Here is a 25,494-nt window from a genome sequence, read left to right as displayed (position 1 = left end):
CGGGGCCGCCCGCACCGCGGTTGCCCCCCGGACCGCCGGGGCCGCGATTGCCACCGGGGCCACCCGGGCCACGGTTGCCGCCGCCGGGACCGCGGCTGCCCGGACGGGCACCCTGCGCCGGCTTCGGGCTGCCATACGGATTGAAGCCCGGGTTGGCGTGGTCGGACGGGAAGCTCGGGGCGTTGCCCGGATGCCCGTACGGATGCTTGTTGCCCTGCGCGCCCTGGCTGCGGTTGCCCGCGCCGGGACGGCCCTGGCCACCGGCGCCACCGCGACCCTGGCCGCCTGCGGCGCCCGGACCCTTCGGCTTGCCATAAGGACGGCCCTGGCCGCCGCCCGGACCACGCGCGCCCGGACCGGCGTTGCGGTGGCCGCTCGGGCCGGTGCTGACGCCATCGGGCACGTACCAGGTGCGGAACGCAGCCGGATTGCCTTCCGGCAGCGAACGGTCATTCTTCGGCTTGCGCTGCTTGAACGGCTTCTGCGACTGCTTGGCCGCGGCCTCGCCGCTGACCGTGAGGCCGCCCTTGAAGCCGCCCCCCTTGCCGTTGCGTCCACGGCCACGGTCTTCGCGCAGGGTGTCGAAACGGCGCAGTTCGCGCCCTTCGTCGGCCGTGCTGTGGCCATTGACATAGGCGTTGCCACGGCCACCTTCACGCACGCGCACGGTGGTCTTGGCGGCGCGGCGCTGGCCGATCACCGGCTGCAGGGTGAGGGCCGACGGAGCGCCTTCTTCCAGCTTCAGTTCAGCACGCAGTGCTTCGACCTGGGCGCTCGGCAGCTCGACCGACTGGCCACGGGCCAGTTCGCGCGGCAGGCTGACCCGGCCGTAGCGGGTGCGCTTGAGGCGACTGACCTGGCAGCCCTGCGATTCCCACAGGCGGCGCACTTCGCGGTTGCGGCCTTCCTTGACCACGACGCGGAACCAGTCGTGCGAATCGGTACCGCCGATGCGTTCGATCTCGTCGAACTTGGCCGGGCCGTCTTCCAGCGCGACGCCACGGGCAAGGCGGTCGACGATGGCATCGGCCACCTTTTCCTGGCCTTCCGGTGCACGCACGCGGACCACGTACTCGCGCTCGACCTCGAAGGACGGGTGCATCATCGCGTTGGCCAGTTCACCGTCGGTGGTCGCCAGCAGCAGGCCGGTGGTGTTGATGTCGAGGCGACCGATCGCGATCCAGCGCGCGCCCTTCAGCGGCGGCAGCGATTCGAACACGGTCGGACGGCCTTCGGGGTCTTCGCGGGTGGTCACTTCGCCTTCCGGCTTGTTGTAGACCAGCACGCGCGAGGGTTCGGACAGCGCCGTGGCGACGAAGCCGCGGCCGTCCAGTTCGATCTTGTCGCCGCTCTTGACCGACATGCCGGTCTGCGCAACTTCACCGTTGACCTTGACCAGGCCTTCGGCGATGCGCTGTTCCAGCGCGCGGCGCGAGCCAAGGCCAGCCTGGGCCAGGACCTTGTGCAGGCGTTCTTCCAACTTGAACTGTTCGGAGGTGGCTTCGCGCTTGAGCGAGAGCTTGTTCAACGACAGCTTGCGAGGGGTGTCACTCATCAGTTTTGCTCCGGCCGACGGTTTCGAGGTCGGCCTCTGGTTCGGAATCGGCTTGGTCAACAGCCACGGTCGTCGTCGCGACGGCGTTGTCTTCGCGTTCGTTCACTGGCACCGCGCGCTCGCCCGGCGCGGAATCGGGGTGCCCATCATCGAGGGGCGAAGGTGCTTGCTCATCGGTGGCCGCCGCAGGGACTGCGTCGGCGGAATACGGGGTGTTGCCACCGGCCAGGCCGGCATCATCATTGGCGGCCCCGTCCGGCTCGGCCGAAACGTCGGGGCCGTCGGCGCTGGCGGCGGCCGGTGCATCGCGGTCCAGGGCCAGCTGTGGTTCCAGCTCGCCCAGGTCCTTCAACTCCGACAGCGGCGGCAGCTCATCCAGGCGCTTGAGGCCGAAGTAATCCAGGAAGCCCTTGGTGGTGCCGAACAGTGCCGGCTTGCCGGGCACGTCGCGGTGGCCGACGACGCGGATCCATTCGCGTTCTTCCAGTGCCTGGATGATGTTGCTGCTGACAGCGACGCCGCGCACCTGCTCGATCTCGCCGCGGGTGATCGGTTGCCGGTAGGCGATCAGCGCCAGCGTTTCCAGGGTGGCACGGGTGTAGCGGGTCTTGCGTTCGGTCCACAGCCGGCTGATCCAGCCATGCACCTCGCCGGTGACCTGGTAGCGGAAGCCGGAGGCGACCTCGACCAGTTCCACGCCGCGGCCTTCGCAGCCTTCGCGCAGGTGCTCCAGCGCACGTTCGATGCTGCCCGGCGGTGCGGGTTCCTCCTCCGGGAACAGGTCCTTCAGCTGGGCCAGGGTCAGCGGCTGGCTGGAGGCCAGCAGGGCACCTTCGACAATGCGGTTGATCAGCGGTTGATCCATCGGCAGGCAGCGCTCACTCGTTCTCGTTGGCGGCGTCGTTGTCGTCGAACTCGCTGCTGAACTGCAGCGGGGCATTGGTGTTGCCGGCCGCCAGCGACTTCACGTAGATCGCCGCCAGCGGTTCCTCCTGGACGATGTCCAGCAGTTGCTCCTTGGCCAGTTCCAGCACGGCCAGGAAGGTGACCAGCACGCCCAGCTTGCCTTCTTCAGCAGTGAACAGGCTTTCAAAACGGTAGAACCTGCCGTCTTCCATGCGGCCGAGCACTTCGCCCATGCGCTGCCTCACGCTCAGCGCCTCGCGCTTGATCGCGTGGCCGCTGAACAGCTCGGCGCGCTTGAGCACATCGTGCAGTGCCAGCAGCATCTCCTTCAGGTCCACCGGCGGCGGCAGTTTCACCGTGGCGCGTTCGGGCATGAAGGCATGGGCCACCGTGGTGTCCCGGTCCTGGCGGGGCAGGGCATCGATGTCCTCCGCCGCCTGCTTGAAACGTTCGTACTCCTGCAGCCGGCGCACCAGTTCGGCGCGCGGATCGGCTTCATCGCCTTCGTCGCTGACCGGGCGCGGCAGCAGCATGCGCGACTTCACCTCGGCCAGGATCGCTGCCATCACCAGATACTCGGCCGCCAGTTCGAAGCGCAGCTCGCGCATCACGGTGATGTACTCCACGTACTGCCGGGTGATCTCGGCCACGGGGATGTCCAGCACGTCCAGGTTCTGCCGGCGGATCAGGTACAGCAGCAGGTCCAGCGGACCTTCGAAGGCATCCAGGATGACTTCCAGTGCGTCCGGCGGGATGTACAGGTCCTGCGGGATCTGCAGGACCGGTTGCCCATGCACGACGGCCAGCGGCATTTCCTGCTGCTGGGGGGCGGGCGGCCGGGTTGGCGGGTTCGCGTCGAGCGCGAGTTCGGAAGTCATCTAATGGACATCAGGATTGCAACGGACCAGTCGCGGCACCCGGCGCCGCGCGTGCACCGCGGGCCCCAAGGCACCAGGCGCGCCTGTCTCGGCGCGATTCCACACATATCAAACAGCAGGACGCGCCGCAGGAGACGGCAGCGACGGGACTACGGGGAGGTCGTCTACGTGGCCTGCCCGGAAGCGGCAGGTCGGTCGTCGGGGGCTGCGTTGGCCGCAAAAACCGACGGGTTGCTGCATCCAGCCACGTGCAATGGACTCTAGGGTAAGCCTTTGCCGCGCCAGTGTCCAGCCGCGGCCAGGGCGAGGGGGCTTTGGCTAGAATCGGCGGACCCGACAACGCGAGCGAGGAAATGCCGGTGTGGTATGTGATTGAAGGCTATGACGGCCAGGACGTGCTGACGCAACGGCTGCAGGCCCGGCCGGAACACCTGGCGCGGCTGCACGCGCTGCGTGATGAAGGGAGACTGCTGCTGGCCGGGCCCTGTCCGGCGATCGACAGCGAAGATCCAGGCCCGGCGGGGTTCAGTGGTTCGGTGGTGATCGCCCGCTTCGGGTCGCTGCCGGAGGCGCAGGCCTGGGCCGATGCGGACCCCTATGTGGCCGCAGGTGTCTATGAAAGGGTGCAGGTGCGGCCCTTCCGCCAGGTGCTGCCGTGAACGCGGACCGGATCGAGCGAATCCGTGATGCGCTGCAGCAGGCGCTGGCCCCGAGCGTGCTCGAGATCGAGGACGACAGTCATCGTCATGCCGGCCACGCTGGCGCGCGCGATGGCCGTGGCCATTTCAACGTGCATGTGGTCAGCGAGCGCTTTACCGGCCTCGGCCCGCTGGCCCGCCACCGCGCGGTATACGCGGCGTTGGGCGCGATGATGGAGACCGACATCCACGCGCTGTCCATCCGCGCGCTGGCACCGTCAGAACAGGGCTGAGCCCTTGTCCCGCACTGTCATTGCCGGTCCGTGCGTGGACCGTCAGGGACAGATTTCCATGTCCATTTCAGGACATTCGTCTAACGGACAGTTTACAAGCCCAGATGGAAACGCTTACATTCCGCGCCAATGCTGGTAGGTCCAAGCCGTGGAGGGCGGCTTCGTGAACAAGGCAGCCATTACAATCAAGGATGTCGCACGCGAAGCCCGGGTCTCCGTGGCCACGGTTTCCCGCGCGCTCAACGGGCATGAAAATGTCGCCGAACCGGTCCGCCAGCTTGTGCTGGAGGTGGCTGCACGGCTGCGTTACACCCCGCACGCCGCCGCCCGCAGCCTGAGCAGCCGCCGCACCAACACGGTCGGCGTGGTGCTGCCGGACCTGTACGGCGAGTTCTTCTCCGAGCTGATGCGCGGCATCGACGGCGTTGCCCGCAGTCGCCGCCAGCATCTGCTGGTGTCCAGCTACCACGGCGACCAGGAGCAGCAGGGTGCTGCCCTGCGCGCCATGCGCGGGCGTGTCGATGGCCTGCTGGTGCTCTCGCCCTATGCGGAGAGCCCCGGCTTCCTGACCGACAACCTGCCGCAGTCGCTGCCCACCGTACTGATCAACACCTACCTGCCTGGGCAGGATCATCCGGTGTTGAGCATCGACGACCACGCGGGCGCAATGGCGATGACCCGTCATCTGCTCGATGCCGGTCACCGGCGCATCGCGTTCATTTCTGGCCCGGACCTCAACTTCGACGCGCGCGAGCGCCTGCGCGGCTTCCGTGACGCGCTGGCGGCTGCCGGCGGCAGCGCCGAAGGCATCGAGCTGCCCGGTGATTTCGACGAAGCTTCCGGCCATCGCGCCGGTCAGGAGTTGTTGGCAGCCGGCACGCTGCCCGATGCCGTGTTCGCCGCCAACGACATGATGGCACTTGGCTGCCTGTACGCCTTCGCGCAGGCAGGCGTCCATGTTCCGTCCGATGTCGCCCTGGCGGGTTTTGATGACATTCCGCTGGCACGTTTCGTTCACCCGTCGCTGACCACCATGCAGGTCAGCATCGCCGAGCTCGGCGATCGGGCGATGACGCGCCTGATGCAGTTGATGGACGGCACCTCCACGGAAGGGGCCGGGGACAAGCAGACCCTGGTACCCCGTCTCGTTGTTCGCGATTCCACCACTCCGCCATCCGGCCGTTGAAGCCGGAGGCGTTCCTTCTTTTTTGATTGATCGCAGGGGACCGCACACGCGGTCGCCGCCACCCGGAGATTGAGTTGATGATGCATTCCACTATCCGCACGCCGGCGCGCCGGCTGCTGAGCACCGCACTGGTCAGCTGCCTGATGCTGGCCGCCGCCCCGAACGCCCTGGCGCAGTCGGCCAACGCCAGCCTGCGCGGCCAGGTTGCCGGCGCACAGGCCGGTTCGGAGGTCACCGCCACCAACGTTGCGACCGGCACCGTGCGCCGCGGCACCGTCCGCGCCGACGGCAGCTACTCGCTGATGGGCCTGGACCCGGGCACCTACGACGTGGTGGCCAACGGCCAGACCCAGAAGGTCACCGTGACCGTGGCCTCCACCGCCACCCTGAACTTCGCTGGCGCTGCCAGCAGTACCCCGGGTTCAACCGCGGCCACCAACCTGGACACCGTCAACGTCGTCGCGCCGACCCTGCTGCAGGAAGTGCGCACGTCCGAAGTCGGCAAGACCGTCAGCCTGCAGCAGATCCAGACCACTCCGCAGGTGTCGCGCAACTTCCTGGAGTTCGCCGATGCGGTGCCGGGCCTGATCTTCACCCGTGATGCGAAGGGCAACACCTCGCTGCGCGGCGGCGCCACCAATGCCGATGGCACCAACGTGTACATCGATGGCGTGGGCCAGAAGAGCTACGTCAAGGGTGGCGGTGTGGCCGGCCAGTCCGGCAGCGCCGGCAACCCCTTCCCGCAGCTGGCCATTGGCGAATACAAGGTCATCAGCGGCAACTACAAGGCCGAGTACGGCCAGGTCTCGAGCGCTGCGGTGACCGCCGCGACCAAGTCCGGCACCAACGAATTCAAGGGTGAGGCGTTCTATCGCTACACCGACGAGGACATGCGCGCCAAGACCCCGGCCGAACGCCAGGGCGGCAAGGACAAGCAGGTGTCGGCCGAGAAGGAATACGGCTTCGCGCTGGGCGGCCCGATCATCCAGGACAAGGCCCACTTCTTCGTGACCTACGAAGCCAAGCGCTTCGACCTGCCGGTCACCATCGCACCGGACGGTGCGGTCACCGGTGCCGCCGGTCTGCTGCCGCCCGCCGGCGCCGCCGGTCTCGGCCCGGCCAGCCAGCCGTTCCAGCAGGACCTGATCTTCGGCAAGATCGACTTCGAGCCGACCGACAACGATCGCATCGAGCTGACCTTCCAGGACCGCGACGAAACGCAGTCGCAGTTCAGTGGCCAGACCTCGCCGGAAGCCGGCCGTGAAGTGGTCAATACCGACCGTCGTTACGCGCTGCGCTGGAACCACAGCGGCGAGCGCTACTACAACGAATTGATGGTCACCCACGAAGATTCGTTCAACAACCCGACCCCGCTGACCCTGGCCAACGGCATCACCTACACCGCGCCGGACGGGCCTGAAGACCGCACGATCGTGAAGATCGGTGGCGCCTCGGCACTGGACTCGCAGGTGAAGGGCCAGAAGGGCTGGTCGATCGAAGACAACCTGACCCTGGATGGCATCCAGTGGGCGGGCGACCACACCATCAAGATGGGCGTGAAGTACAAGCAGATCGACCTGTACGCTTCCGATGCGGCGCAGATCAACCCGACCTTCACCTACACCCTGGGTGATCCGGACTTCCCGGACTCCATTCCGTACAAGGCGCAGTTCGTCAAGCCGGTGACCGGCGTGTCGGGCGTGTCCGGCGAAGTACGCTCCAAGTCCAAGCAGTACGGCGTGTTCATCCAGGACGACTGGCAGGTCAATGACCACCTGCAGCTGAACATCGGCCTGCGCTGGGACTACGAGAAGACCCCGTCCTACCTGGACTTCGTGACCCCGCAGCAGGTGGTCGATGCCATCTATTCGCAGGATCCGCGCGCACCCGCCGGTCAGACCTACGCCGATTCGCTGGCGCTGGGCGGCCTGGACATCAGCGACTACATCAGCAACGGTCACAACCGCAAGGCATTCAAGGATGCCTGGCAGCCGCGCCTGGGCTTCTCGTATGACATCAACGCCGACGAGCAGCATGTGATCCACGGTGGTGCCGGCCGTTCCTACGACCGCGACCTGTTCGACAACCTGCAGCTGGAGACCACCAAGCTGGCCCTGCCGCAGCCGACCATCTACTTCCGCAACCCGGCCACCGGGACCTGCATCAACGGTCAGGCCGCCTGCTACGACTGGAATCCGAACCTGCTCAACGGCATCGGCAACCTGCAGGCGCTGGTGGGATCGACCAGCAACGCCGGCCTGGAGGTCGACCTGCTGAACAACAAGCTGAAGGCGCCGTACTCGGATCAGTTCAGCCTGGGCATGAGCAACCAGATCGGTGACTGGCTGACCGATGCCACCATCGCCCGCACCCTGAGCTACGACGGTTTCGCCTTCACCCTGGGCAACCGTTACCCGACCGGCCAGTTCTTCGATGATCCGCGCCTGTGCGGCGGTACCGAGCCGGGCCTGAGCCAGGCCTGGAGCTGCAACGTGCCGGGCTTCGGCAGCCTGATCATCGGCCAGCAGGGCATCAAGACCCGCGCCACCCAGGTCCTGCTGTCGGCGCAGAAGCCGTTCACCAAGGAAAGCGGCTGGGGCACCTCGATCGCCTACACCTGGACCACCGCCCGCCACAACCGCGACATCAACGAGAAGTACGCCTTCGACCGTGGCCTGATCGGCGATTACCCGACCATCCGTTCCAACGGCGCTCCCCGTCACCGCCTGGTGGTGACCGGTTCGTACGCGGGCTTCTGGGGCATCACCTTCGGCGGCAAGATCACCCTGGCAACGCCGACGGCCGTCAACGACTGGTACCCCGTGCCGCAGGCCAGCGGCTACACCCTGCCGACCCCGCAGGCGGCCGTGCCCAACGCCAACGGCAAGTTCCTGGTGGGTGGCAAGATCTTCGGCTACCGCTCGGTCGACCTGCAGGCGACGAAGACGTTCAAGATGCCGGGTGATACCGAGCTGTACGCTCGCCTGGACATCATCAACGTGTTCGATTTCGACAACTTCTCCACCTACAACTACGTCAAGACCAACGGCAAGCTGCAGGCCAGCTACAACGAGACCGGTGACATCATCGGTACGCCCCGCCAGATCAAGGCGGAAGTGGGCTTCCGCTTCTAAGCGGGTATGCCTGCTGCAGGAGTCGATGCCGCCGGTTCGCCGGCGGCATCGGCAACTGCGATGATCGCGCTGTCAGGCCACGTTCCCGTGGCTTTTTTAAATGTGTGGTTTGTAAACGATTTCAGATCATTGGACGTTATGCTTTCCCATCGATCAGTCCACCGGAGGAACCGCGCCATGCAGGCACGCCACCTGTTGTCCGCCGCAGCGATGACCCTGGCCATCGCCGCCTGCAAGCCGGCCCAGCAGGAGCCCGCCAAACCCCGGCCGCCGGTGATCCTGATCGAGGCCGACGCACCGCCGCGGCCGATGAAGCCGGAACTGCCGCCGCTGTTCGATGACATTGAACGCCGCACCTTCCAGTTTTTCTGGGACACCACCAATGAAGTGAACGGCCTGACACCGGACCGTTATCCGTCACGCCCGTTCGCCAGCATCGCCTCGGTCGGCTTCGCGCTCACCGCCTATCCGATCGGCATCGAGAATGGCTGGGTCAGCCGCAACCAGGCGATTGACCGCACGCTGACGACGCTGAAGTTCTTCCGTGACGTGCCGATGGGCCCGCAGCGCACCGGCAAAGCCGGCTACAAGGGCTTCTACTATCACTTCCTGGACATGCAGGAAGGCCGCCGCTACGACAGCTGGGTCGAACTGTCGTCGGTGGATACCGCGCTGCTGATGATGGGCGTGCTGTTCGCGCAGTCCTATTACGACGGCGATGATCCGCGCGAGAAGGAAATCCGGCAGATTGCCGATACCCTGTACAGGAAGATCGACTGGCCGTGGCTGCAGCAGCGCGCACCGCTGATCTCGATGGGCTGGTTCCCCGAAAGCGGCTTCATCGACCACGACTGGATGGGCTACAACGAGGCGATGATGGTGTACATCCTTGCCCTCGGCTCGCCCACCCATCCGGTCAGCCCCGACGCATGGACGGTGTGGACCCGGACCTACGACAACGACTGGGGCGTCTACCAGGGCCAGGAATACCTGTCCTTCGGGCCACTGTTCGGCCACCAGTACAGCCATGTCTGGATCGATTTCCGCGATATCCAGGATGCCTACATGCGCGAGCGCGGCAGCACCTACTTCCTCAACAGCCGCTCGGCCGCGTTGGCCCAGCGCGAGTACGCCATCGCCAACCCGATGCAGTGGAAGGAGTACGGTGAGAACGTGTGGGGACTGACCGCCAGCGATGGTCCGCAGAACACCACCCAGGAATATCGCGGCGAGCAGCGCCAGTTCCGCCACTACTCCTCGCGCGGCGCCGGCCTGCGCGAGAACTTCGACGACGGCACCATCGCGCCGACCGCGGCCGTGGCCTCGATCGTGTTCGCCCCGGAGCAGGTCATTCCGGCCACGCTGGAGATGCACAAGCGCTTCGGCGATTACATCTATTCCAGCTACGGCTTCCTGGATTCGTTCAATCCCAGCTTCAGCTACGACATTCCGATCAAGACCGGGCGCCTGGTGCCGGACCGTGGCTGGGTCGCCAGTGACTACATCGCCATCGACCAAGGCCCGATCCTGACCATGATCGCCAACTACCGCAACGACTTCGTGTGGGAAGTCATGAAGAAGAACCCCTACATCCGCAAGGGGCTGGAGCGCGCCGGATTCAGCGGCGGCTGGCTGGCCCCCGAGGGCTCGTTCCAGCCGCTGGAACTGCAGAAGGACGAGAAGGCTGCATCGGCGCGCGCGGTCGGCATCGCCGAGTCACGCGCGGCCGCCGCACAGGAACAGAAGAACAATGCCAACCGCACCACAGGCCAGGGAAAGTAACGCTGTGCAGAACTGGCTCCATCGCATGCGCCGCTGGGCGCTGCCGGCCCTGGCCGCGCTGGTCGTGGCGGGCTGCGCCCGTACCGAACCGGGCACCACCACCGTGCGCTTCTGGGCGATGGGGCGCGAAGCGGAAGTGGTCAGCGAGCTGATCCACGAATTCGAGGCCGAGAATCCCGGCATCAAGGTGGATGTGCAGAACATCCCATGGACCGCGGCGCACGAGAAGCTGCTCACCGCGTTCGCCGCCGATGGCCTGCCCGATGTCTGTCAGCTGGGCAACACCTGGGTTCCCGAGTTCGCCGAGCTCGATGCGCTGACGCCGCTGCAACCGTTCGTGCAGCGCTCGGCGGTGGTCGACCCGAAGGATTACTTCCAGGGCATCTGGGATACCAACGTGATCCATGGCGAGCTGGTGGGCGTGCCGTGGTACGTCGATACCCGCCTGATCTATTACCGCAAGGACCTGCTGGCCAAGGCCGGATACGACCATCCGCCGCGGACCTGGCAGGAGTGGAACGAACAGATGGCGGCGATCAAGCGCATGCAGGGCCCGAACCGCTATGCCGTGCTGATGCCGATCAACGAGTTCGAGCAGCAGCTGTCACTGGCGCTGCAGCAACCCGATCCGCTGCTGCGCGACGACGATACCCGTGGCAACTTCTCAAGCCCGGGCTTCCGCCGCACGCTGGCTTTCTACGCCAACATGTTCGAGCAGGGCTGGGCGCCGAAGATGTCCGAGACGCAGATCTCCAATGTCTGGGATGAATTCTTCCGCGGCTTCAACGTGTTCTACATCTCCGGCCCCTGGAACATCCGCGAGTTCAAGAAGCTGCAGCCGAAGGCGCTGGAAGGGCAGTGGGGCACCGCGGCGTTGCCGGGCCCGGATGGCCCCGGTGCGGGCATCGCCGGCGGTACCAGCCTGGTGATCTTCCGCAAATCGCAGCAGAAGCAAGCCTCCTGGAAGCTGATCGAGTTCCTGTCGCGCCCGGAAATCCAGGCCCGTTTCCATTCGATCATCGGTGATCTGCCGCCGCGTCGCAGTGCCTGGGATGCACCGTCCCTGGCCGGTGATCCGCTGGCGGCGGCGTTCCGCGACCAGCTGGAGCGGGTCAGGCCGACGCCGAAGGTGCTTGAGTGGGAGCGCATCGTGCAGGAAATGCGCATCGTCACCGAAAAGGTGGTGCGCGGCGGGATGCCTCAGGACGACGCCGTGGCCGAGCTGGACCAGCGCGTGGACAAGGTGCTGGCCAAGCGTCGCTGGATGCATGAACAACAACGCCTGCAGGAGCGCGCGCCATCGCCGACGCGTTCAAGCAGCACCCTGGCCGATGGGAGCGCGCAATGAAACGAACTTCGCTGGCCGGATGGATCTTCGCAGGCCCATCGCTGATCGTGCTGGGGGTGTTCTTCGGCCTGCCGGTCGCCTCGGCGCTGGCGCTCAGCGTCACCGACTTCGACCTGTACGCATTGGCCGACAGCAGCAACCTGCGTTTCGTCGGCCTCGGCAACTACATCGACCTGCTGCAGACGCCGATGTTCTGGAAGTCGCTGTGGAACACCAGCTACTTCGTGCTGATCGGTGTGCCGCTGTCGATCGGTGTGTCACTGGGCGCGGCGATGCTGCTGAACGCGCCTGCCGCGCGTTTCAAGGCGCTGTTCCGCACCGCGCTGTTCGCGCCGGTGGTGACCACGCTGGTGGCGGTGGCGGTGATCTGGCGCTACCTGTTCCATACCAGCTATGGCCTGGTCAACTACGGCCTGGGCCATCTGGGCATCAGCCCGATCGACTGGCTGGGCGATCCGAACTGGGCGATGCCCACCATCATGCTGTTCGCGGTGTGGAAGAACTTCGGCTACAACATGGTGATCTTCCTGGCCGGCCTGCAGGCGATCCCGCATGATCTGTACGAAGCGGCGCGGATCGACGGTGCCTCGCGCTGGAAGCAGTTCCTGCACATCACCCTGCCCATGCTCGGCCCGGTGCTGCTTGTGGTCGGAGTGATCACCGTCTCCGGCTACTTCCAGCTGTTCGCCGAGCCTTACGTGATGACGCGTGGCGACCCGCTGCAGAGCACGGTCAGCGTGCTGTATTTCATGTTCGAGGAAGGCTTCAAGTGGTGGAACCTGGGACGCGCCTCCGCGGTGGCATTCCTGCTGTTCCTGATCATCCTGGCGGTGACCACCGTGATGCTGCGCTTTGGCCGCAGGAGGCAGTTGGTATGAGTCGTGAAATCGGCCAGTCGCGCTGGCATCCGTGGTGGATCAACGGCGCGTTGCTGGTGCTGGCCCTGGTCAGCCTGGCGCCGCTGCTGTGGATGGTCTCGGTCTCGTTCATGCCGCAGGGCGAGGCCAGCCATTTCCCGCCTCCGCTGTTGCCCTCGCAGGTGACCACCCACAACTACCACGAGCTGTTCGCGCGTACCGGCATGGGCGGCAATTTCGCCAACAGCCTGCTGGTGTCGCTGGCGATCACGCTGGGTTCGCTGCTGCTCAATACGATGGCCGGCTATGCGTTCGCCAAGCTGAATTTCGTTGGCCGTGATCGCCTGTTCCAGGTGTTGATGGCGGCGCTGGTCATTCCCGCCCAGGTGGCGATGCTGCCGCTGTTCCTGCTGATGAAGCAGCTGGGGCTGGTCAACAGCTTCGGTGGCGTGATCGTGCCGGCGCTGGCGAGCGTGTTCGGCATCTTCCTGGTGCGGCAGTACGCGCGGTCGATCCCGGACGAACTGCTGGAGGCCGCGCGCATCGACGGGGCAGGGGAGCTGCGCATCTTCTTCCAGATCGTGCTGCCGATGCTCAAGCCGGTGCTGGTGACCCTGGCGATCTTCACCTTCATGGGCGCATGGAACGATTTCATGTGGCCGCTGATCGTGTTGACCGATCAGGAGCACTACACTTTGCCGGTGGCCCTGGCCACCCTCTCGCGCGAACACATCATGGACGTGGAAATGATGATGGCCGGCGCGGTGGTTACCGTGGTTCCGGTGCTGGCACTGTTCCTGGTGCTGCAGCGGTACTACATCCAAGGATTGTTGCTGGGGAGCGTGAAGGGATGAAGGGTGCGATCGCCGTTGGACTGGGCCTGTTGTGGACCTCCCTGGCGATCGCCGCCCCTCCGGCGCTGCCGGCGCCGAAGGTGCTGGACGACTTCGACGATGTCAGTGCCTGGAGGCTGGTGCTGTCCGACCAGGTCAGCGGCTCGCTGCGCCCGGTCAGCGGCGCGGGTGGCGGCCGCGCGCTGTGCCTGGATTACGACTTCCACAACGTATCGGGCTACGTCGGCATCCGTCGCGCGCTGACGGTCGAGTATCCGGTCAACTACCGCTTCGGCTTCCAGCTGCGCGGTGATTCACCGGCCAATGATCTGCAGTTCAAGCTGATCGACGCCAGCGGTGACAACGTGTGGTGGGTCAACCGCCCCGGTTACAGTTTTCCCAGGTCGTGGACGCCGGTCGAGTACCGGCGTCGGCAGATCGACAAGGCGTGGGGGCCGTCGGAGGAGAAGGAAATGGCGCGCAGCGCCGCAGTCGAGTTCACGATCTACAGCAAGGTCGGCGGACGCGGCACGGTGTGCTTCGACAGACTGACCCTGCAGGGCCTGCCCGCACGGGACGAATCGCCGCTGCGGCCGGAGGTGATTGCTGACACCGCCACGGCGCTGCAGGACCGGATGGTGGACGGCAAGAGCGATACCTTCTGGATCAGCGGTGGGGTGAAGCAGCAGACCATCAGCCTGGACCTGCACAAGAGCCGCGAGATCGGCGGCGCGGTGATCGACTGGCTGCCGGACCTGCAGGCGACCCGCTACACCGTGCGCACGTCCGTGGACGGACGCGACTGGCGCACGGCACGCGAAGTGACCGCCGGTGGCGGTGGCCGTGACTGGCTGGCGCTGCCGGATACCGATGCACGCTATGTGCGCTTCGACCTGCAGGCAGGTCCGAACTGGCGCTATGGCATCCGTGACATCACGCTTAAGCCGCTGGACTTCGCATCCACGCCCAATGCATTCCTGTCGTCGGTTGCGGCTGACCTCCCACGCGGTGCGGTACCGCGCGCGTTCGTGGGCGAACAGCCGTACTGGACCCTGCTGGGTCTGGATGGCGGCCAGCAACAGGCGCTGATCAGCGAAGACGGTGCGCTGGAGCCTGCCAAGGGCAGCTTCAGCATCGAGCCGTTCGTCCGCCTGGATGGCAAGCTGATCGCCTGGAGTGATGTGGCCATCACCCAGTCGCTGCAGGATCGCTACCTGCCCATCGCCAATGTCGACTGGGTGCATGAGAAGGTGGGGCTGGCGGTCACCGGATTCGTGCAGGGCACGCCCGAGCGTGCGCAGCTGATCGGTCGCTACCGCCTGAGCAATCCGGACAAGGTGGCCCACGAGTACACGCTGGCGTTGGCCATCCGCCCCTGGCAGGTCAATCCGCCAACCCAGTTCCTCAACACCACCGGCGGCTTCAGCCGCATCGACAGCCTCGACGTCGGCGAGCAGCTGGTCCGCATCAATGGCGAGCCACGCATCTACCCGCTGCAGGTACCTGATGCGCGTTTTGCCACCTCTTTCGACGGCAAGCTCGATGCCATGCACCTCGCCTCGGGCAAGCTGCCGGCGACGACCACGGTGAAGGACAGCACCGGCATGGCGTCGGGCGCGCTGCTGTACACGATCACCCTGGAACCCGGGCAAAGCCGCGAAGTGGCGGTGGTACTGCCGCAGACCGGTGGCTGGGCGCCGCAGGACGTGGACGTGGCAAAGGCGCAGCAGCAGGTTGCCGACATGTGGCGTGCCAAGCTCGGCGTGGTGTCGCTGCAGGTTCCGAAGGCGGGCCAGCCGATGGTCGACACGCTGCGCACCGCGGTAGCGCACATGCTGATCTCGCGCGTCGGGCCAAGCCTGCAGCCGGGCACGCGCTCGTATGCGCGCAGCTGGATCCGCGACGGCGCGATGATCTCCGAAGGGTTGCTGCGCATGGGCCGCAGCGACGCGGTGCGTGACTACCTCAACTGGTATGCGCCGTTCCAGTTCGAGAATGGCAAGGTGCCGTGCTGCGTCGACGCACGTGGCAGCGACCCGGTGCCGGAGAACGACAGCCATGGTGAGTTGATCTACAACATCGCCGAGTATGGCCGCTACACCGGCGACAGCACGTTCATGGAACTGATGTGGCCGCATGTGCAGGGGGCCTACCAGTACATGGAGCAGCTGCGTGCCAGCGAGCGCACCGAGGAGAACCGTGCACGCAACCCGGCCTTCTACGGGATGATGCCGGCCTCGATCAGCCACGAAGGTTACTCGGCCAAGCCGATGCATTCGTACTGGGACAACTTCTGGGCGCTGCGTGGCTACAAGGACGCTGCGCTGCTGGCGACGCAACTGGGAAAGGTGGAGGCGATGCAGATCGCCGAGTCACGCGATCAGTTCCGCGACGACCTGCAGGCATCGCTGCTGTCGGCCATGCAGCAGCACAACATCGATTACCTGCCGGGCTCGGCCGAGCTGGGCGATTTCGACGCGACATCGACAACCATCGCACTGGCGCCCGGGGGCGAGCAGGGCCGGCTGCCGCAGCAGGCCCTGGAAGCAACCTTCGAGCGTTACTGGAAGGAATTCGTCGCGCGTCGCGATGGCAAGCGCGAATGGAAGGACTATACGCCGTATGAGTGGCGCAACGTCGCCGCCTTCGTGCGCCTGGGCTGGCGCGACCGCGCCTGGCAGGCGACCGAGTTCTTCTTCAAGGACCGTGCCCCGCAGGCATGGAACCAATGGGCGGAAGTGGTCTCGCGGACACCGCGCAAGCCGTTCTTCGTCGGCGACCTGCCGCATGCATGGGTCGCGTCGGATTTCGTGCGCTCGGCGCTGGACATGTTCGCCTATAGCCGCGACATGGATGAGTCACTGGTGCTGGCCGGCGGCGTTCCAACGGCCTGGCTGCAGGGTGAGGGCATCGCGGTGCAGGGCCTGCGTACGCCGCAGGGGCAGTTGAACTATCGGCTGCGGCGCAGTGACAAGCTGCTGGTGCTGGAGGTGCAGCCCGGCCTGGTGCCACCGGCTGGAGGCGTCGTGCTTCCGTGGCCCTATGCGGGCGAACCGGGTGACGCCACCATCAATGGCGCGCCGGGTGAATGGATCGACCGCGAACTGCATGTGCACGAACTGCCGGCCCGCGTCGAGATCGAAGTGCCGGCGGCAGTGCGTCGCTCCGAGCGCAAGGGACAGTAAGCATGGGTAGGAAGGCATGGCGTGCGCGCGCGGCAGCGTGCGCACTGGGCATGGCGATCGCGCTGGCGCTGCCTGCCGCGGCGATGGCGGACGTACCTCCGGCGGACGATGGGGACGCAGCCGCGCGCGCGCCTGGCATGGGCATGGTCACCTTCAACCTGCACCACGACCGCGAGGACTGGCCCAGGCGGCGTCGTACGATCCTGGCAGAACTCAAGCGCCTGCAACCTGATGCGATCGCGCTGCAGGAAGTGATCCAGCGGCGCAACGTGCGCAACCAGGCGCAATGGCTCGCCAGCCAGCTGGGCTACCGATACGTGTTCGTGTCCACCGATCCGGTCGGCGCGCCCAAGCGCTACGGCAACGCACTGTTGACGCGACAGCCGATCCTCGCCCAGGGCGAGCACCTGCTGCTGCCGCTGGACGACTACCGCACCGTGGCGCACCTGCGCATCGAGGTGGAGGGCCGGCCAGTCAACCTCTATGCAACCCATCTCAATGAGCGCAGCGATGAAAGCGGCAAGCGCATCCGGCGGACGCAGGTGGAAGATCTGTTGCGCTTCATCGCCGCAACGTCGGATGGCGCGCCGGTGGTGATCGCAGGCGACTTCAACGCACTGGTCGATGCGGGTGACCTGAGCGAGCTGCGCAGCCACTATGGCGACAGCTATGGCAGCGTGCATGTGAACACCGACCTGGCGGCTGTCAGCACCCTCAACCGGCATTACTACCAGGCGCCCTCGCGGATCGATCACATCTTCTTCCAGCAGGATCAGCTGGTTGCACGGGAGGCCAGGCTTCTGTTCGACCAGCCGGATGACAGCGGGCGCTGGGCTTCGGATCATTACGGCGTCTGGACGCGATTGCAGTTCGCGCCGAAACCCTGAACAACGACCCAGCGGCCTATCCCCGGTCGGCACGATACAGCCCGATGCACAAACAGAAACGGCGGGGATCATCGATCCCCGCCGTTCTGCTGTCACCCGATCAACGAGCGGTCAGTTGGCCGGCGGCGTGCGCTTGGCGGCCTCGTCGTCCTCTTCGTCAGCCTTGGCTTCGGCCGCCTGGGCGGCAGCATCGGCATGGCCATCCGCGACCGGGTCGAGGGGCGGCGTCACGACGGCATCGGCGACCGGCGCAGGGGCGTCCACCGGCGGGGCTTCCACGGCCACCGGTGCGACCGGGGCTTCGGCAACCACGACAGGCTCGACGACCGGCTTCACTTCAACCACCGGGGCCGCCTCAACAGCCACCGGTGCGGTTTCAGGCACGGGCGCTGCTTCAACAGCCTCCGGCTTCGACTCCACGACGGGTGCAGGCTCGACCACGACCGGCTTCACGTCCACCACAGGGGCCGCTTCGGCCACTACCGGCGTTGCTTCGATCACCGGTGCGGCGTCCGCCGACGGGGTTGCCGCCGCCACGGGCTGTGCGGATGTCGCGGCGTCGATGGCGTCGAGCATGCTGGTCTGCACCGGCGATGGCGCCGGTTCTGCCTTGGCAGCGGTCTCGACCGGTGCCGGAGGCGCGGCGGTCACCGGCGCGGCGGCTTCAACCACGGTGCTGCTGACCACGGCGGCCGGTGCGGCGGCGACAGCGGCCGCAACGCGGGCCGGCTTCTCGCCTTCGACGATGGACGGCTCGGCGTCGTCATCGAAGTCGAACTCCGGCTGCGAGCGGGCGGGCTGGGTGGCTGCAACCGGTGCTGACCCGGCAGCGTGGTCGACACGCGGCTCGGCGCTGTCGGTGCTGTCGGCGTCATCGCCTTCGTCACCGTCATCCTGGTCTTCGCCCAGCGGATCGGTGCCGGCCGCATTCTCGGCGCCACCACGGCGGCGGCGGCGGCCACCACGACGACCACGACGACGGCGGGTCGCGCCTTCGCCGGCCTGCTCGCCCGTGGTGTCGGCAGGTGCCTCTTCGCCCGTCACGGCAGCGGCGTCACCTTCAACGGCGGTGACAGGCGCGACTTCGGCCGGCGCCGCGGTTTCGACCGGCGGCTGTGCGGCCACCGCCGCGACCGGCGCCGTAGCCTCCCGCGCGGTCACCGCAGCAGCGGTGATGGCACTGGCCGCCACCGCAGCGGACGCCGTCGCCGTGTCGGTCTGGGCTTCTGCGGCACCACGCTGCGGCTTCTCGGCCGGCTTGTCGCCGTCCTGCTGCGGACGTGGCTGCTTCGGCTGCTTGAGCTTCGGCTGCTGCTGCGGGTTCTGGCCCTGCTGCTCGTTGCGCGGCTTGTTCTGCTGCTGCGGCTGCTGGCCGTCCTTCTGCTTGCCCTGCGGCTGGCCGTTGCCGTTCGGGTTGCCATTGCCACCCTGACGGCCGTCCTTGCGCTGTTCGCCGCGATCCTTGCGGTTGCCGCCCTCCTTCTGCTGCTGCGCATTGCCGTTGCCGCGATTGTCGTCGCGACGGTCCTTGCGGTCCTTGTTGCGATCCTTGTTGCGCTCCCTGCGGCCACCGTCCTGCTGCGGCTGGCGGGCGGCCGGCGGTGCGGGGGCGGGTGCCGGTTCGCCACCGAACACGCGCTTGATCCAACCGATCACGCCACCGCCGGTCGACGGGGCAGCGGGCGCGGCCACCACCGGCGCGGGTGCCGCTGCAGCCGGCTCCACTTCCTCACGCACCGGGGCGGGGGAGGTGTGCTTGACCTGGGTCACCACCGGCGGCGGGATGTTCAGCTGGCCCTTGGTGAGGGCGTGCACAGGCAGCTTGCGCGGAGTGCCACGCTGGTAGCTCGGACGGCTGCTTTCCTCGCCCAGTTCGTTCTCACGCAGGCGGGTGACCGTGTAGTGCGGGGTATGCAGCTGCTCGTCGGCGACGATCACGATCGGCGCTTCATGGCGCTGTTCGATTTCGCGCAGCGCGCTGCGCTTCTCGTTCAGCAGGTAATTGGCGATCTCCACCGGCGCCTGCACCAGCACCTGCCCGGTGTTCTCCTTCATCGCGTGCTCTTCGGCCACGCGGATGATCGACAGCGACAGCGACTCGACGCTGCGCATGCGGCCGTGGCCATCACAGCGCGGGCAGACGATCTGGCTCGATTCGCCCAGGCTCGGGCGCAGGCGCTGGCGGCTCATTTCCAGCAGGCCGAAGCGCGAGATGCGGCCGACCTGAACACGTGCGCGGTCGTACTTCAGCGCGTTGGCCAGGCGGTTCTCGACCTCGCGCTGATGCTTGTTGGAGGACATGTCGATGAAGTCGATCACCACCAGGCCGCCCAGATCGCGCAGGCGCAGCTGGCGGGCCACTTCCTCGGCCGCTTCCAGATTGGTCTGGAAGGCGGTGTCCTCGATGTCGCTGCCCTTGGTCGCGCGCGAGGAGTTCACGTCGACGGCGGTCAGTGCTTCGGTCTGGTCGACCACGATCGAGCCGCCCGACGGCAGGCGCACGTTGCGCTCGTAGGCGCCTTCGATCTGCGATTCGATCTGGAAGCGGTTGAACAGCGGGATGTCGTCCTTGTAATGCTTGAGCTTGCGCAGGGTCTGCGGCATCACCTGCTGCATGAACTCCTTGGCGTGCTCGTACATCTCCTCGGTGTCCACCAGGATCTCGCCGATGTCGGCGCGCAGGTAGTCACGCAGGGCGCGCACGATCAGGCGCGATTCCTGGTAGATCAGGAACGGGGCCGGCTTGCTCAGCGCCGCCTCGGCGATCGCCCGCCAGACGCTGAGCAGGTAGTCCAGATCCCACTGCAGCTCTTCCGCATCGCGGCCGACGCCGGCGGTACGGATGATCACGCCCATGTCGTCGGGAATGTTCAGCTTGTCCAGTGCGTCCTTCAGGGCAGCCCGGTCTTCGCCCTCGATGCGGCGCGAGACGCCGCCGGCACTTGGCGAGTTCGGCATCAGCACCATGTAGCGGCCGGCCAGGGAGATGAACGTGGTCAGGGCGGCGCCCTTGTTGCCACGCTCTTCCTTGTCGACCTGGACCACCACTTCCTGGCCTTCCTTGAGCAGCTCGCGGATGCCGGCCTTGTTGTGGTCGACACCGGCCTGGAAGTAGTCGCGGGAGATTTCCTTCAGCGGCAGGAAGCCATGGCGGCCACCGCCATATTCGACGAAGGCGGCTTCCAGCGAGGGCTCGATGCGGAAGATCCGGCCCTTGTAGATGTTGGACTTCTTCTGTTCCTTCGACGGCTGCTCGATGTCGATGTCATACAACGACTGGCCATCCACGATGGCAACACGCAGCTCTTCAGCCTGCGTGGCGTTGATCAGCATTCGCTTCATTGTTGCGTTCCTCGCAAGCGGCTACCGCGCGGAACGCCATGGGGTTTCGCCTCTGGATACGGCTCGCCCCCCATTCGCGCAAGCGCGGGGAGGGGGGCTTGGGTTTCCAGCGCTACGACACCACGGCAGGCCGCGGGAGCGCTTCACTCATATGGTTTTTGGGGTGTTGCAGGGCCGCAGGCAGCTGTCAGCCAGGCTGGAGCGCCACGCGGGACATGTTCAGCACGGTTGCGTGTCAGGCATCCGGCGATGGCCGGGAAGGCCGGTGAGCCGCTAACATGGCCGCCCCGCGGGCGGTGGTCGCGCACTGTGCCGGATTCGTCGGAAGCTGGGCTTCTGGCCCTGAGTAACTTCCAACGAAATCAATCCCTTATCTCGCCCCCCGAGTGTAACAGAATAAACAGCCTGATGACCGCCCAAGACCCCACCAAGCCAGCTGGCAACAAGCCATCCGTGCGCATGATCACCGTTCCCGCCGACCGCGCCGGCCAGCGCCTGGATAATTTCCTGCTCGGCCAGCTGAAAGGGGCCCCGCGCAGCCTGGTCTACAAGCTGGTGCGCAGCGGGCAGGTGCGGGTCAATGGCGGCCGCGCCAAGGCCGAGCGCAAGCTGGAGGCGGGCGACGAGGTGCGGGTGCCGCCGGTCCGTCTCACCGAGGAGGGAGACAAGGCTGGTCCTCCCGAGTCGTTCATGCGCCGTCTGGAACAGGCCATCGTCTTCGAGGACGCACGGCTGCTGGCGCTGAACAAACCCTCGGGCGTGGCCAGTCATGGCGGCAGCGGGATCAGCTTCGGCGCCATCGAGACCCTGCGCGCCCTGCGCCCGGGCCAGACGCTGGAACTGGTCCACCGTCTCGACCGCGATACGTCGGGCCTGCTGGTGGTGGCCAAGAAGCGCTCGGCGCTGAGCGAGCTGCAGGCGCTGCTGCGTGAAGACCATGGCGCCGGCATCCGCAAGCGTTACCTGACCCTGCTGACCGGACGCATGCCCGACGGGGTGATGACGGTGGACGCGCCGCTGCACGTGGGCCTGCGCCAGGGCGGTGAGCGACATGTCCAGGTCAATGCGATCGGCAAGGAATCGATCAGTCATTTCCGCGTGCTGGAGCGGCGTGGGGGCCATTCCTATTGCGAGGTGCGCATCGAGACCGGCCGGACCCATCAGATCCGGGTGCACGCCCAGCATCTGGGGCATGCGGTGGCCGGTGACGACAAGTACGGCGATCCTGCGGTGAACAAGCGGCTTCGTGAGCAGATCGGCCTGAAGCGGTTGTTCCTGCACGCGGCCTCGCTGGAGTTCGCGCTGGACGACGGCAAGACCCCCTACGTGCTGAACGCTCCGCTGGCGGATGAGTTGGTCGAGGCGCTGGACCGCTTGCGCTGACGGCGGTTCGGCGGCGCCGGGCGCTTGGTCGGCACCGTCGCTTCCCTGCGATGAGTGGGCTTGTCACTTTCTTTGCTCGTGCAAAGAAAGTAGCCAAAGAAACACGCCGCCATCCGCGCCGGCGCTGCGCGCCGGTGCCCTGCGCTCCTCGGCTCGCTACAAGGCGGACCTGACAGCCGCAGCGTAGACCCATACCCGCACGCAGCCCTTGTACAGTCGAGCCACGCTCGACTGACGCGCGCAGCGCGGGCTTCGCTTTTTCATTCTTTCATCGCGCGGCTGGCGCGCGCCTATAGCCTGTCAGAGCCTGGTCCAACCCCGGGATCTCGCTCCGCCAGCCGCGAGGGGGCTCAGCCCGTTGGTCGCAACCCGCTCACCACTTGAACAGCACCAGGCTGACCGCCAGCGTTCCCATGCCTGCAACCAGGCCGTACACCGTTTCGTGACCCTTGGCGTAGCGCTTGGCCGCCGGCAGCAGTTCATCCAGGGCCAAGAACACCATCACGCCGGCGATCAGGCCGAACACCCAGCCGAACGTGGCGTGCGACAGCGATCCGGACAGCAGCCAGTAGCCCAGCATGGCCCCCACCGGCTCGGCCAGGCCCGACAGCAGGCTGGCGCCGAACGCATAGAGCTTGTTCTGGGTGGCGAAGTACACCGGGACCGCGATTGCGATGCCCTCGGGAATGTTGTGGATGGCGATGGCGAAGGCCAGCGGCATGCCCACCGACGGGCTTTCCAGCGTAGCGAAGAAGGTCGCCAGCCCTTCCGGGAAATTGTGTGCGGTGATCGCCACCGAGGTCAGCAGCGCGACCCGCTTCAGGTACTCGCGGCTGTTCTCGCGGAACGCAGGGTCCTGCTTGTCCAGGCTGTCGTGCGGATTGGGAATGAAGTGATCGATCAGCACGATAACGATCACACCGGCCAGGAACGCCAGCGTGCCGTAGGTGAAGCCGGTGCGCTCGCCATAGGCCAGGGCGAACGACGCGATGGACTTGTTGAGGATCTCCGACAGCGACACGTAGACCATCGCGCCGCCGGCGAAGGCCAGGCCGAACGCCAGCAGGCGCGGGTTGGGGCGGCGCGAGAACAGCACCAGCAGGCTGCCGATGGCGGTCGCCAGGCCGGCCGCGAGGGTGACCGCCAGCGCGATCCAGATGTTTTCGGGGGGGATCTGCAGCATGTACCGACGCGGTCCTGGTCAACAGACAACCGCCCCGGGCACTGCCGGGGCGGCAAGGGCGAGGCGGGCGTCGGCTGGCCTCGTCATGGTGTGCGGTCAGCCGCCGCGGCGCAGGCGCTCTTCCACCGCGAAACATTGGTCCGGCTTTGGCTGCGGCGGGTTGAAGCTGACCGGCACCTGGATGGTGGCGGGCACGGCCTGGCCATTGCGGGTGGCGGCCTTGAACTGCCAGCCCTGCACGGCATTCCTGGCCAGCTCATCCAGCTGCGGGTTGCCCGCGCCGCTCAGCAGGGTCACTTCGCTGGGCTTGCCGTCGGTGCCGATGGTCACCTTGAAGGTGCTGGTGCCGCCCGCACCGGTACAGGCCAGCTCGAGCGGGTACTGCGGCGGCGGCGTCTTCACCGCAGCCACCTCGGTCGGCGGCGGCACGGGCGGCGACGGCTCGGAGGCGCCACAGCCGGCGAGGCCGGTCACAGCGATCAGGGACAGGCTCAGCACTCGCACATTCATGGCAGTTGCTCCGTGAGGGCCGATGTCTTGGCCGCGCAGATGAAGTCGTTCTCGCTCAGGCCGCCGACGTCGTGGGTCGAATAGCGCACCACGGCGCGGTCGTAGTGCACGCCCAGGTCCGGGTGGTGATCCTCGTGGTGGGCGATCCAGGCCAGTGCATTCACAAAGGCCATGGTGGCGTAGTAGTCCTTGAAGCGGAAGGTGCGCAGCAGCGCCTGGCCGCCTTCGGCCAGTTCCCAGCCGGGAATCTGCGGCAGCAGCTCGGCCAGGCGGGCCTCGCCCAGCTTGTGGTCGCTGCCTTTGCGCGGCACGCAACGGGCCTGGGCCAGTGGAATCAGGTCGGCCATGGGAATCTCCACCTCGTGTTGACTGAACAATGCGCCGGACGGTGTATAAACCGAATGAGCGGTTGACACTTACTTGGCTAGAATAGCCTGATGATCCAGATCTCCGACACTGCCCAGACCCATTTCCGCAAGCTGATCGAACGCGAGGGCGCGCCCGGCATGGGCGTACGCCTGAGCGCGGTTGATCCCGGCACTCCGCGTGCCGATGCGCGGCTGGAATTCGCCGAACCCTCGGACCTGCACGGCGACGAGTGGGCCGTGGACTGCGACGGGTTCACCCTGTATGTCGACGCCGGCAGCGTCGGCTGGCTCGATGGCGCGGAGATCGACATCGTGGCCGGCGCGGCAGGTGCCCAGCAGTTGACCATCAAGGCGCCGCGCATCAAGGGCGAAGCGCCCGGGGAGGCCGCGTCGCTGGTCGAGCGTGTGCACTGGGTGGTGGAGAATGAAATCAATCCACAGCTCGCCTCCCATGGCGGCAAGGTCGCAGTGCAGGAAGTCTCGGCCGAGGGCGTGGTGCTGCTGCGTTTCGGTGGTGGCTGCCAGGGCTGTGGCATGGCCGATGTGACCCTCAAGCAGGGCATCGAAAAGACCTTGATGGGCCGGGTGCCCGGCGTGACCGCAGTGCGCGACGCGACCGACCACGACAGCGGCCACGCACCGTACATCCCGCGCGGCAACGCCGCCTGATCGCCGACGCGTGCCGCTGCCCAGAGCCGAGCAACTCATCGACCTGCTGCTGGCGCGCCAGCAGCAACCGATCATCCTGGAGAAGAACACGCGCCTGCCTTATGGCTGGGCGCTGTGGCTGCGCTCGCTGAGCCCGTTGCCACGCCCGTTCCATGCCCGCGAGGTGATCGCGGTGCTGCTGCCCAGGCCTCTGCCGGGACGCCCCGGGACGCTGCCGGCGCTGCCCCGCTGGCAGGCGCTGCGGCGCCTGTTGTGGCAGGACTGGGAGCCGGCGCCGCGTGACCAGCGCTGGATGCGCTGGACGTCGGCCGTCGCCAGTGCATTGCTGCACCTGCTGTTCTTCCTGCTGCTGCTGTGGGTGGCGGTGATCCGCACCTCGGTGCCTGCCGAGCAGGGATCCGACGGTGAGCGCGTGCAGATCGAGTTTGTCGGCCGCGCCAGCCAGGAGGGCGGAGGCGACCAGCCCGGCGCCGAATCGGCTGCAGCAGCTGCAGCCGGCCGCACGGCTGCAGGAGACGCGGCAGGATCGGCAACTGCGCCGCAGCCGCGACCGGTCG

The 25,494-nt window shown here is 66.7% G+C and carries 19 protein-coding genes and 1 pseudogene; 13 read left to right on the top strand and 7 right to left on the bottom strand.

The features are described 5' to 3' along the window. The 3 genes from QMZ25_RS16505 to QMZ25_RS16495 form a co-directional block, all read right to left on the bottom strand. A partial coding sequence (locus tag QMZ25_RS16505) for a pseudouridine synthase (RefSeq protein WP_283219959.1) occupies positions 1-1,555 on the bottom strand: 1,555 nt, incomplete at its 3' end. Further along, positions 1,548-2,420 (bottom strand): SMC-Scp complex subunit ScpB, encoded by an 873-nt coding sequence (scpB, locus tag QMZ25_RS16500; RefSeq protein ID WP_053516880.1) that lies wholly within the window; start codon positions 2,418-2,420, stop codon positions 1,548-1,550. The genes scpB and QMZ25_RS16505, both read right to left, overlap by 8 nt. A gap of 13 nt (positions 2,421-2,433) precedes the next feature. Continuing rightward, a complete protein-coding gene (locus QMZ25_RS16495; RefSeq protein ID WP_053516881.1) occupies positions 2,434-3,339 on the bottom strand; it encodes a ScpA family protein in 906 nt (301 codons plus the stop codon). A 359-nt stretch (positions 3,340-3,698) separates the two neighbouring features. Between QMZ25_RS16495 and QMZ25_RS16490 the strand changes: the two genes are divergently transcribed. The 10 genes from QMZ25_RS16490 (at position 3,699) to QMZ25_RS16445 (ending at position 17,482) form a co-directional block, all read left to right on the top strand. Next, complete coding sequence (locus QMZ25_RS16490; RefSeq protein WP_053516934.1) at positions 3,699-3,998, top strand: YciI family protein; 300 nt, start codon at positions 3,699-3,701, stop codon at positions 3,996-3,998. After that, positions 3,995-4,270, top strand: a complete 276-nt coding sequence (locus QMZ25_RS16485; protein WP_065181947.1) for a BolA family protein — start codon at positions 3,995-3,997, stop codon at positions 4,268-4,270. Before QMZ25_RS16490 ends, QMZ25_RS16485 begins: the two co-directional genes overlap by 4 nt. 148 nt (positions 4,271-4,418) lie before the next feature. Continuing rightward, a complete protein-coding gene (locus QMZ25_RS16480) occupies positions 4,419-5,456 on the top strand; it encodes a LacI family DNA-binding transcriptional regulator (RefSeq protein WP_053516884.1) in 1,038 nt (345 codons plus the stop codon). A gap of 77 nt (positions 5,457-5,533) precedes the next feature. Then, a complete protein-coding gene (locus QMZ25_RS16475; RefSeq protein ID WP_053516885.1) occupies positions 5,534-8,590 on the top strand; it encodes a TonB-dependent receptor in 3,057 nt (1,018 codons plus the stop codon). A gap of 177 nt (positions 8,591-8,767) precedes the next feature. Further along, the gene (locus QMZ25_RS16470; protein WP_053516886.1) at positions 8,768-10,372 is read left to right on the top strand and encodes a glucoamylase family protein; all 1,605 of its coding nucleotides are present in this window, start codon (positions 8,768-8,770) and stop codon (positions 10,370-10,372) included. Positions 10,373-10,376: 4 nt separating this feature from the next. Continuing rightward, positions 10,377-11,720 carry a sugar ABC transporter substrate-binding protein gene (locus QMZ25_RS16465; RefSeq protein WP_081279749.1) on the top strand — a complete coding sequence of 448 codons (1,344 nt, stop codon included), beginning with the start codon at positions 10,377-10,379 and terminating at the stop codon, positions 11,718-11,720. Further along, positions 11,717-12,598: a sugar ABC transporter permease gene (locus tag QMZ25_RS16460; protein ID WP_065175483.1), complete on the top strand. Its 882-nt coding sequence runs from the start codon at positions 11,717-11,719 to the stop codon at positions 12,596-12,598. Before QMZ25_RS16465 ends, QMZ25_RS16460 begins: the two co-directional genes overlap by 4 nt. Continuing rightward, positions 12,595-13,431: a carbohydrate ABC transporter permease gene (locus tag QMZ25_RS16455; protein ID WP_283219958.1), complete on the top strand. Its 837-nt coding sequence runs from the start codon at positions 12,595-12,597 to the stop codon at positions 13,429-13,431. The genes QMZ25_RS16460 and QMZ25_RS16455 overlap by 4 nt, the downstream gene beginning before the upstream one ends. Continuing rightward, on the top strand, positions 13,428-16,595 hold the full coding sequence (locus tag QMZ25_RS16450) for a discoidin domain-containing protein (RefSeq protein WP_283219957.1): 3,168 nt from the start codon (positions 13,428-13,430) through the stop codon (positions 16,593-16,595). Before QMZ25_RS16455 ends, QMZ25_RS16450 begins: the two co-directional genes overlap by 4 nt. A 2-nt stretch (positions 16,596-16,597) precedes the next feature. After that, positions 16,598-17,482: an endonuclease/exonuclease/phosphatase family protein gene (locus QMZ25_RS16445; protein WP_283219956.1), complete on the top strand. Its 885-nt coding sequence runs from the start codon at positions 16,598-16,600 to the stop codon at positions 17,480-17,482. A 111-nt stretch (positions 17,483-17,593) separates the two neighbouring features. Here the strand turns inward: QMZ25_RS16445 and rne are convergent, their stop codons facing one another. Further along, the gene (gene rne / locus QMZ25_RS16440; RefSeq protein ID WP_283219955.1) at positions 17,594-20,824 is read right to left on the bottom strand and encodes a ribonuclease E; all 3,231 of its coding nucleotides are present in this window, start codon (positions 20,822-20,824) and stop codon (positions 17,594-17,596) included. 408 nt (positions 20,825-21,232) lie between these two features. Between rne and QMZ25_RS16435 the strand changes: the two genes are divergently transcribed. Beyond that, positions 21,233-22,207, top strand: a complete 975-nt coding sequence (locus tag QMZ25_RS16435; protein ID WP_283219954.1) for an RluA family pseudouridine synthase — start codon at positions 21,233-21,235, stop codon at positions 22,205-22,207. Positions 22,208-22,580: 373 nt separating this feature from the next. Here the strand turns inward: QMZ25_RS16435 and zupT are convergent, their stop codons facing one another. From zupT to QMZ25_RS16420, 3 genes are all read right to left on the bottom strand, one after another. Continuing rightward, the gene (gene zupT, locus QMZ25_RS16430) at positions 22,581-23,390 is read right to left on the bottom strand and encodes a zinc transporter ZupT (protein WP_111186415.1); all 810 of its coding nucleotides are present in this window, start codon (positions 23,388-23,390) and stop codon (positions 22,581-22,583) included. A gap of 96 nt (positions 23,391-23,486) precedes the next feature. Continuing rightward, positions 23,487-23,900 (bottom strand): energy transducer TonB, encoded by a 414-nt coding sequence (locus QMZ25_RS16425; protein ID WP_263175076.1) that lies wholly within the window; start codon positions 23,898-23,900, stop codon positions 23,487-23,489. Next, positions 23,897-24,247, bottom strand: coding sequence for a 4a-hydroxytetrahydrobiopterin dehydratase (locus QMZ25_RS16420; protein ID WP_053516899.1), 351 nt, complete (start codon positions 24,245-24,247; stop codon positions 23,897-23,899). The genes QMZ25_RS16425 and QMZ25_RS16420 overlap by 4 nt, the downstream gene beginning before the upstream one ends. A 90-nt stretch (positions 24,248-24,337) precedes the next feature. Between QMZ25_RS16420 and QMZ25_RS16415 the strand changes: the two genes are divergently transcribed. Continuing rightward, positions 24,338-24,937, top strand: coding sequence for an NfuA family Fe-S biogenesis protein (locus QMZ25_RS16415; RefSeq protein WP_065175480.1), 600 nt, complete (start codon positions 24,338-24,340; stop codon positions 24,935-24,937). A 10-nt stretch (positions 24,938-24,947) separates the two neighbouring features. Beyond that, positions 24,948-25,494, top strand: a pseudogene (locus QMZ25_RS16410) (hypothetical protein); the annotation flags it as partial.

The organism is Stenotrophomonas sp. RS-48 (assembly GCF_030053245.1).
Lineage (GTDB): Bacteria > Pseudomonadota > Gammaproteobacteria > Xanthomonadales > Xanthomonadaceae > Stenotrophomonas > Stenotrophomonas maltophilia_P.
Note: the sequence above shows the minus strand (reverse complement) of the source record. Positions and strands in the feature narration are given on the sequence as shown.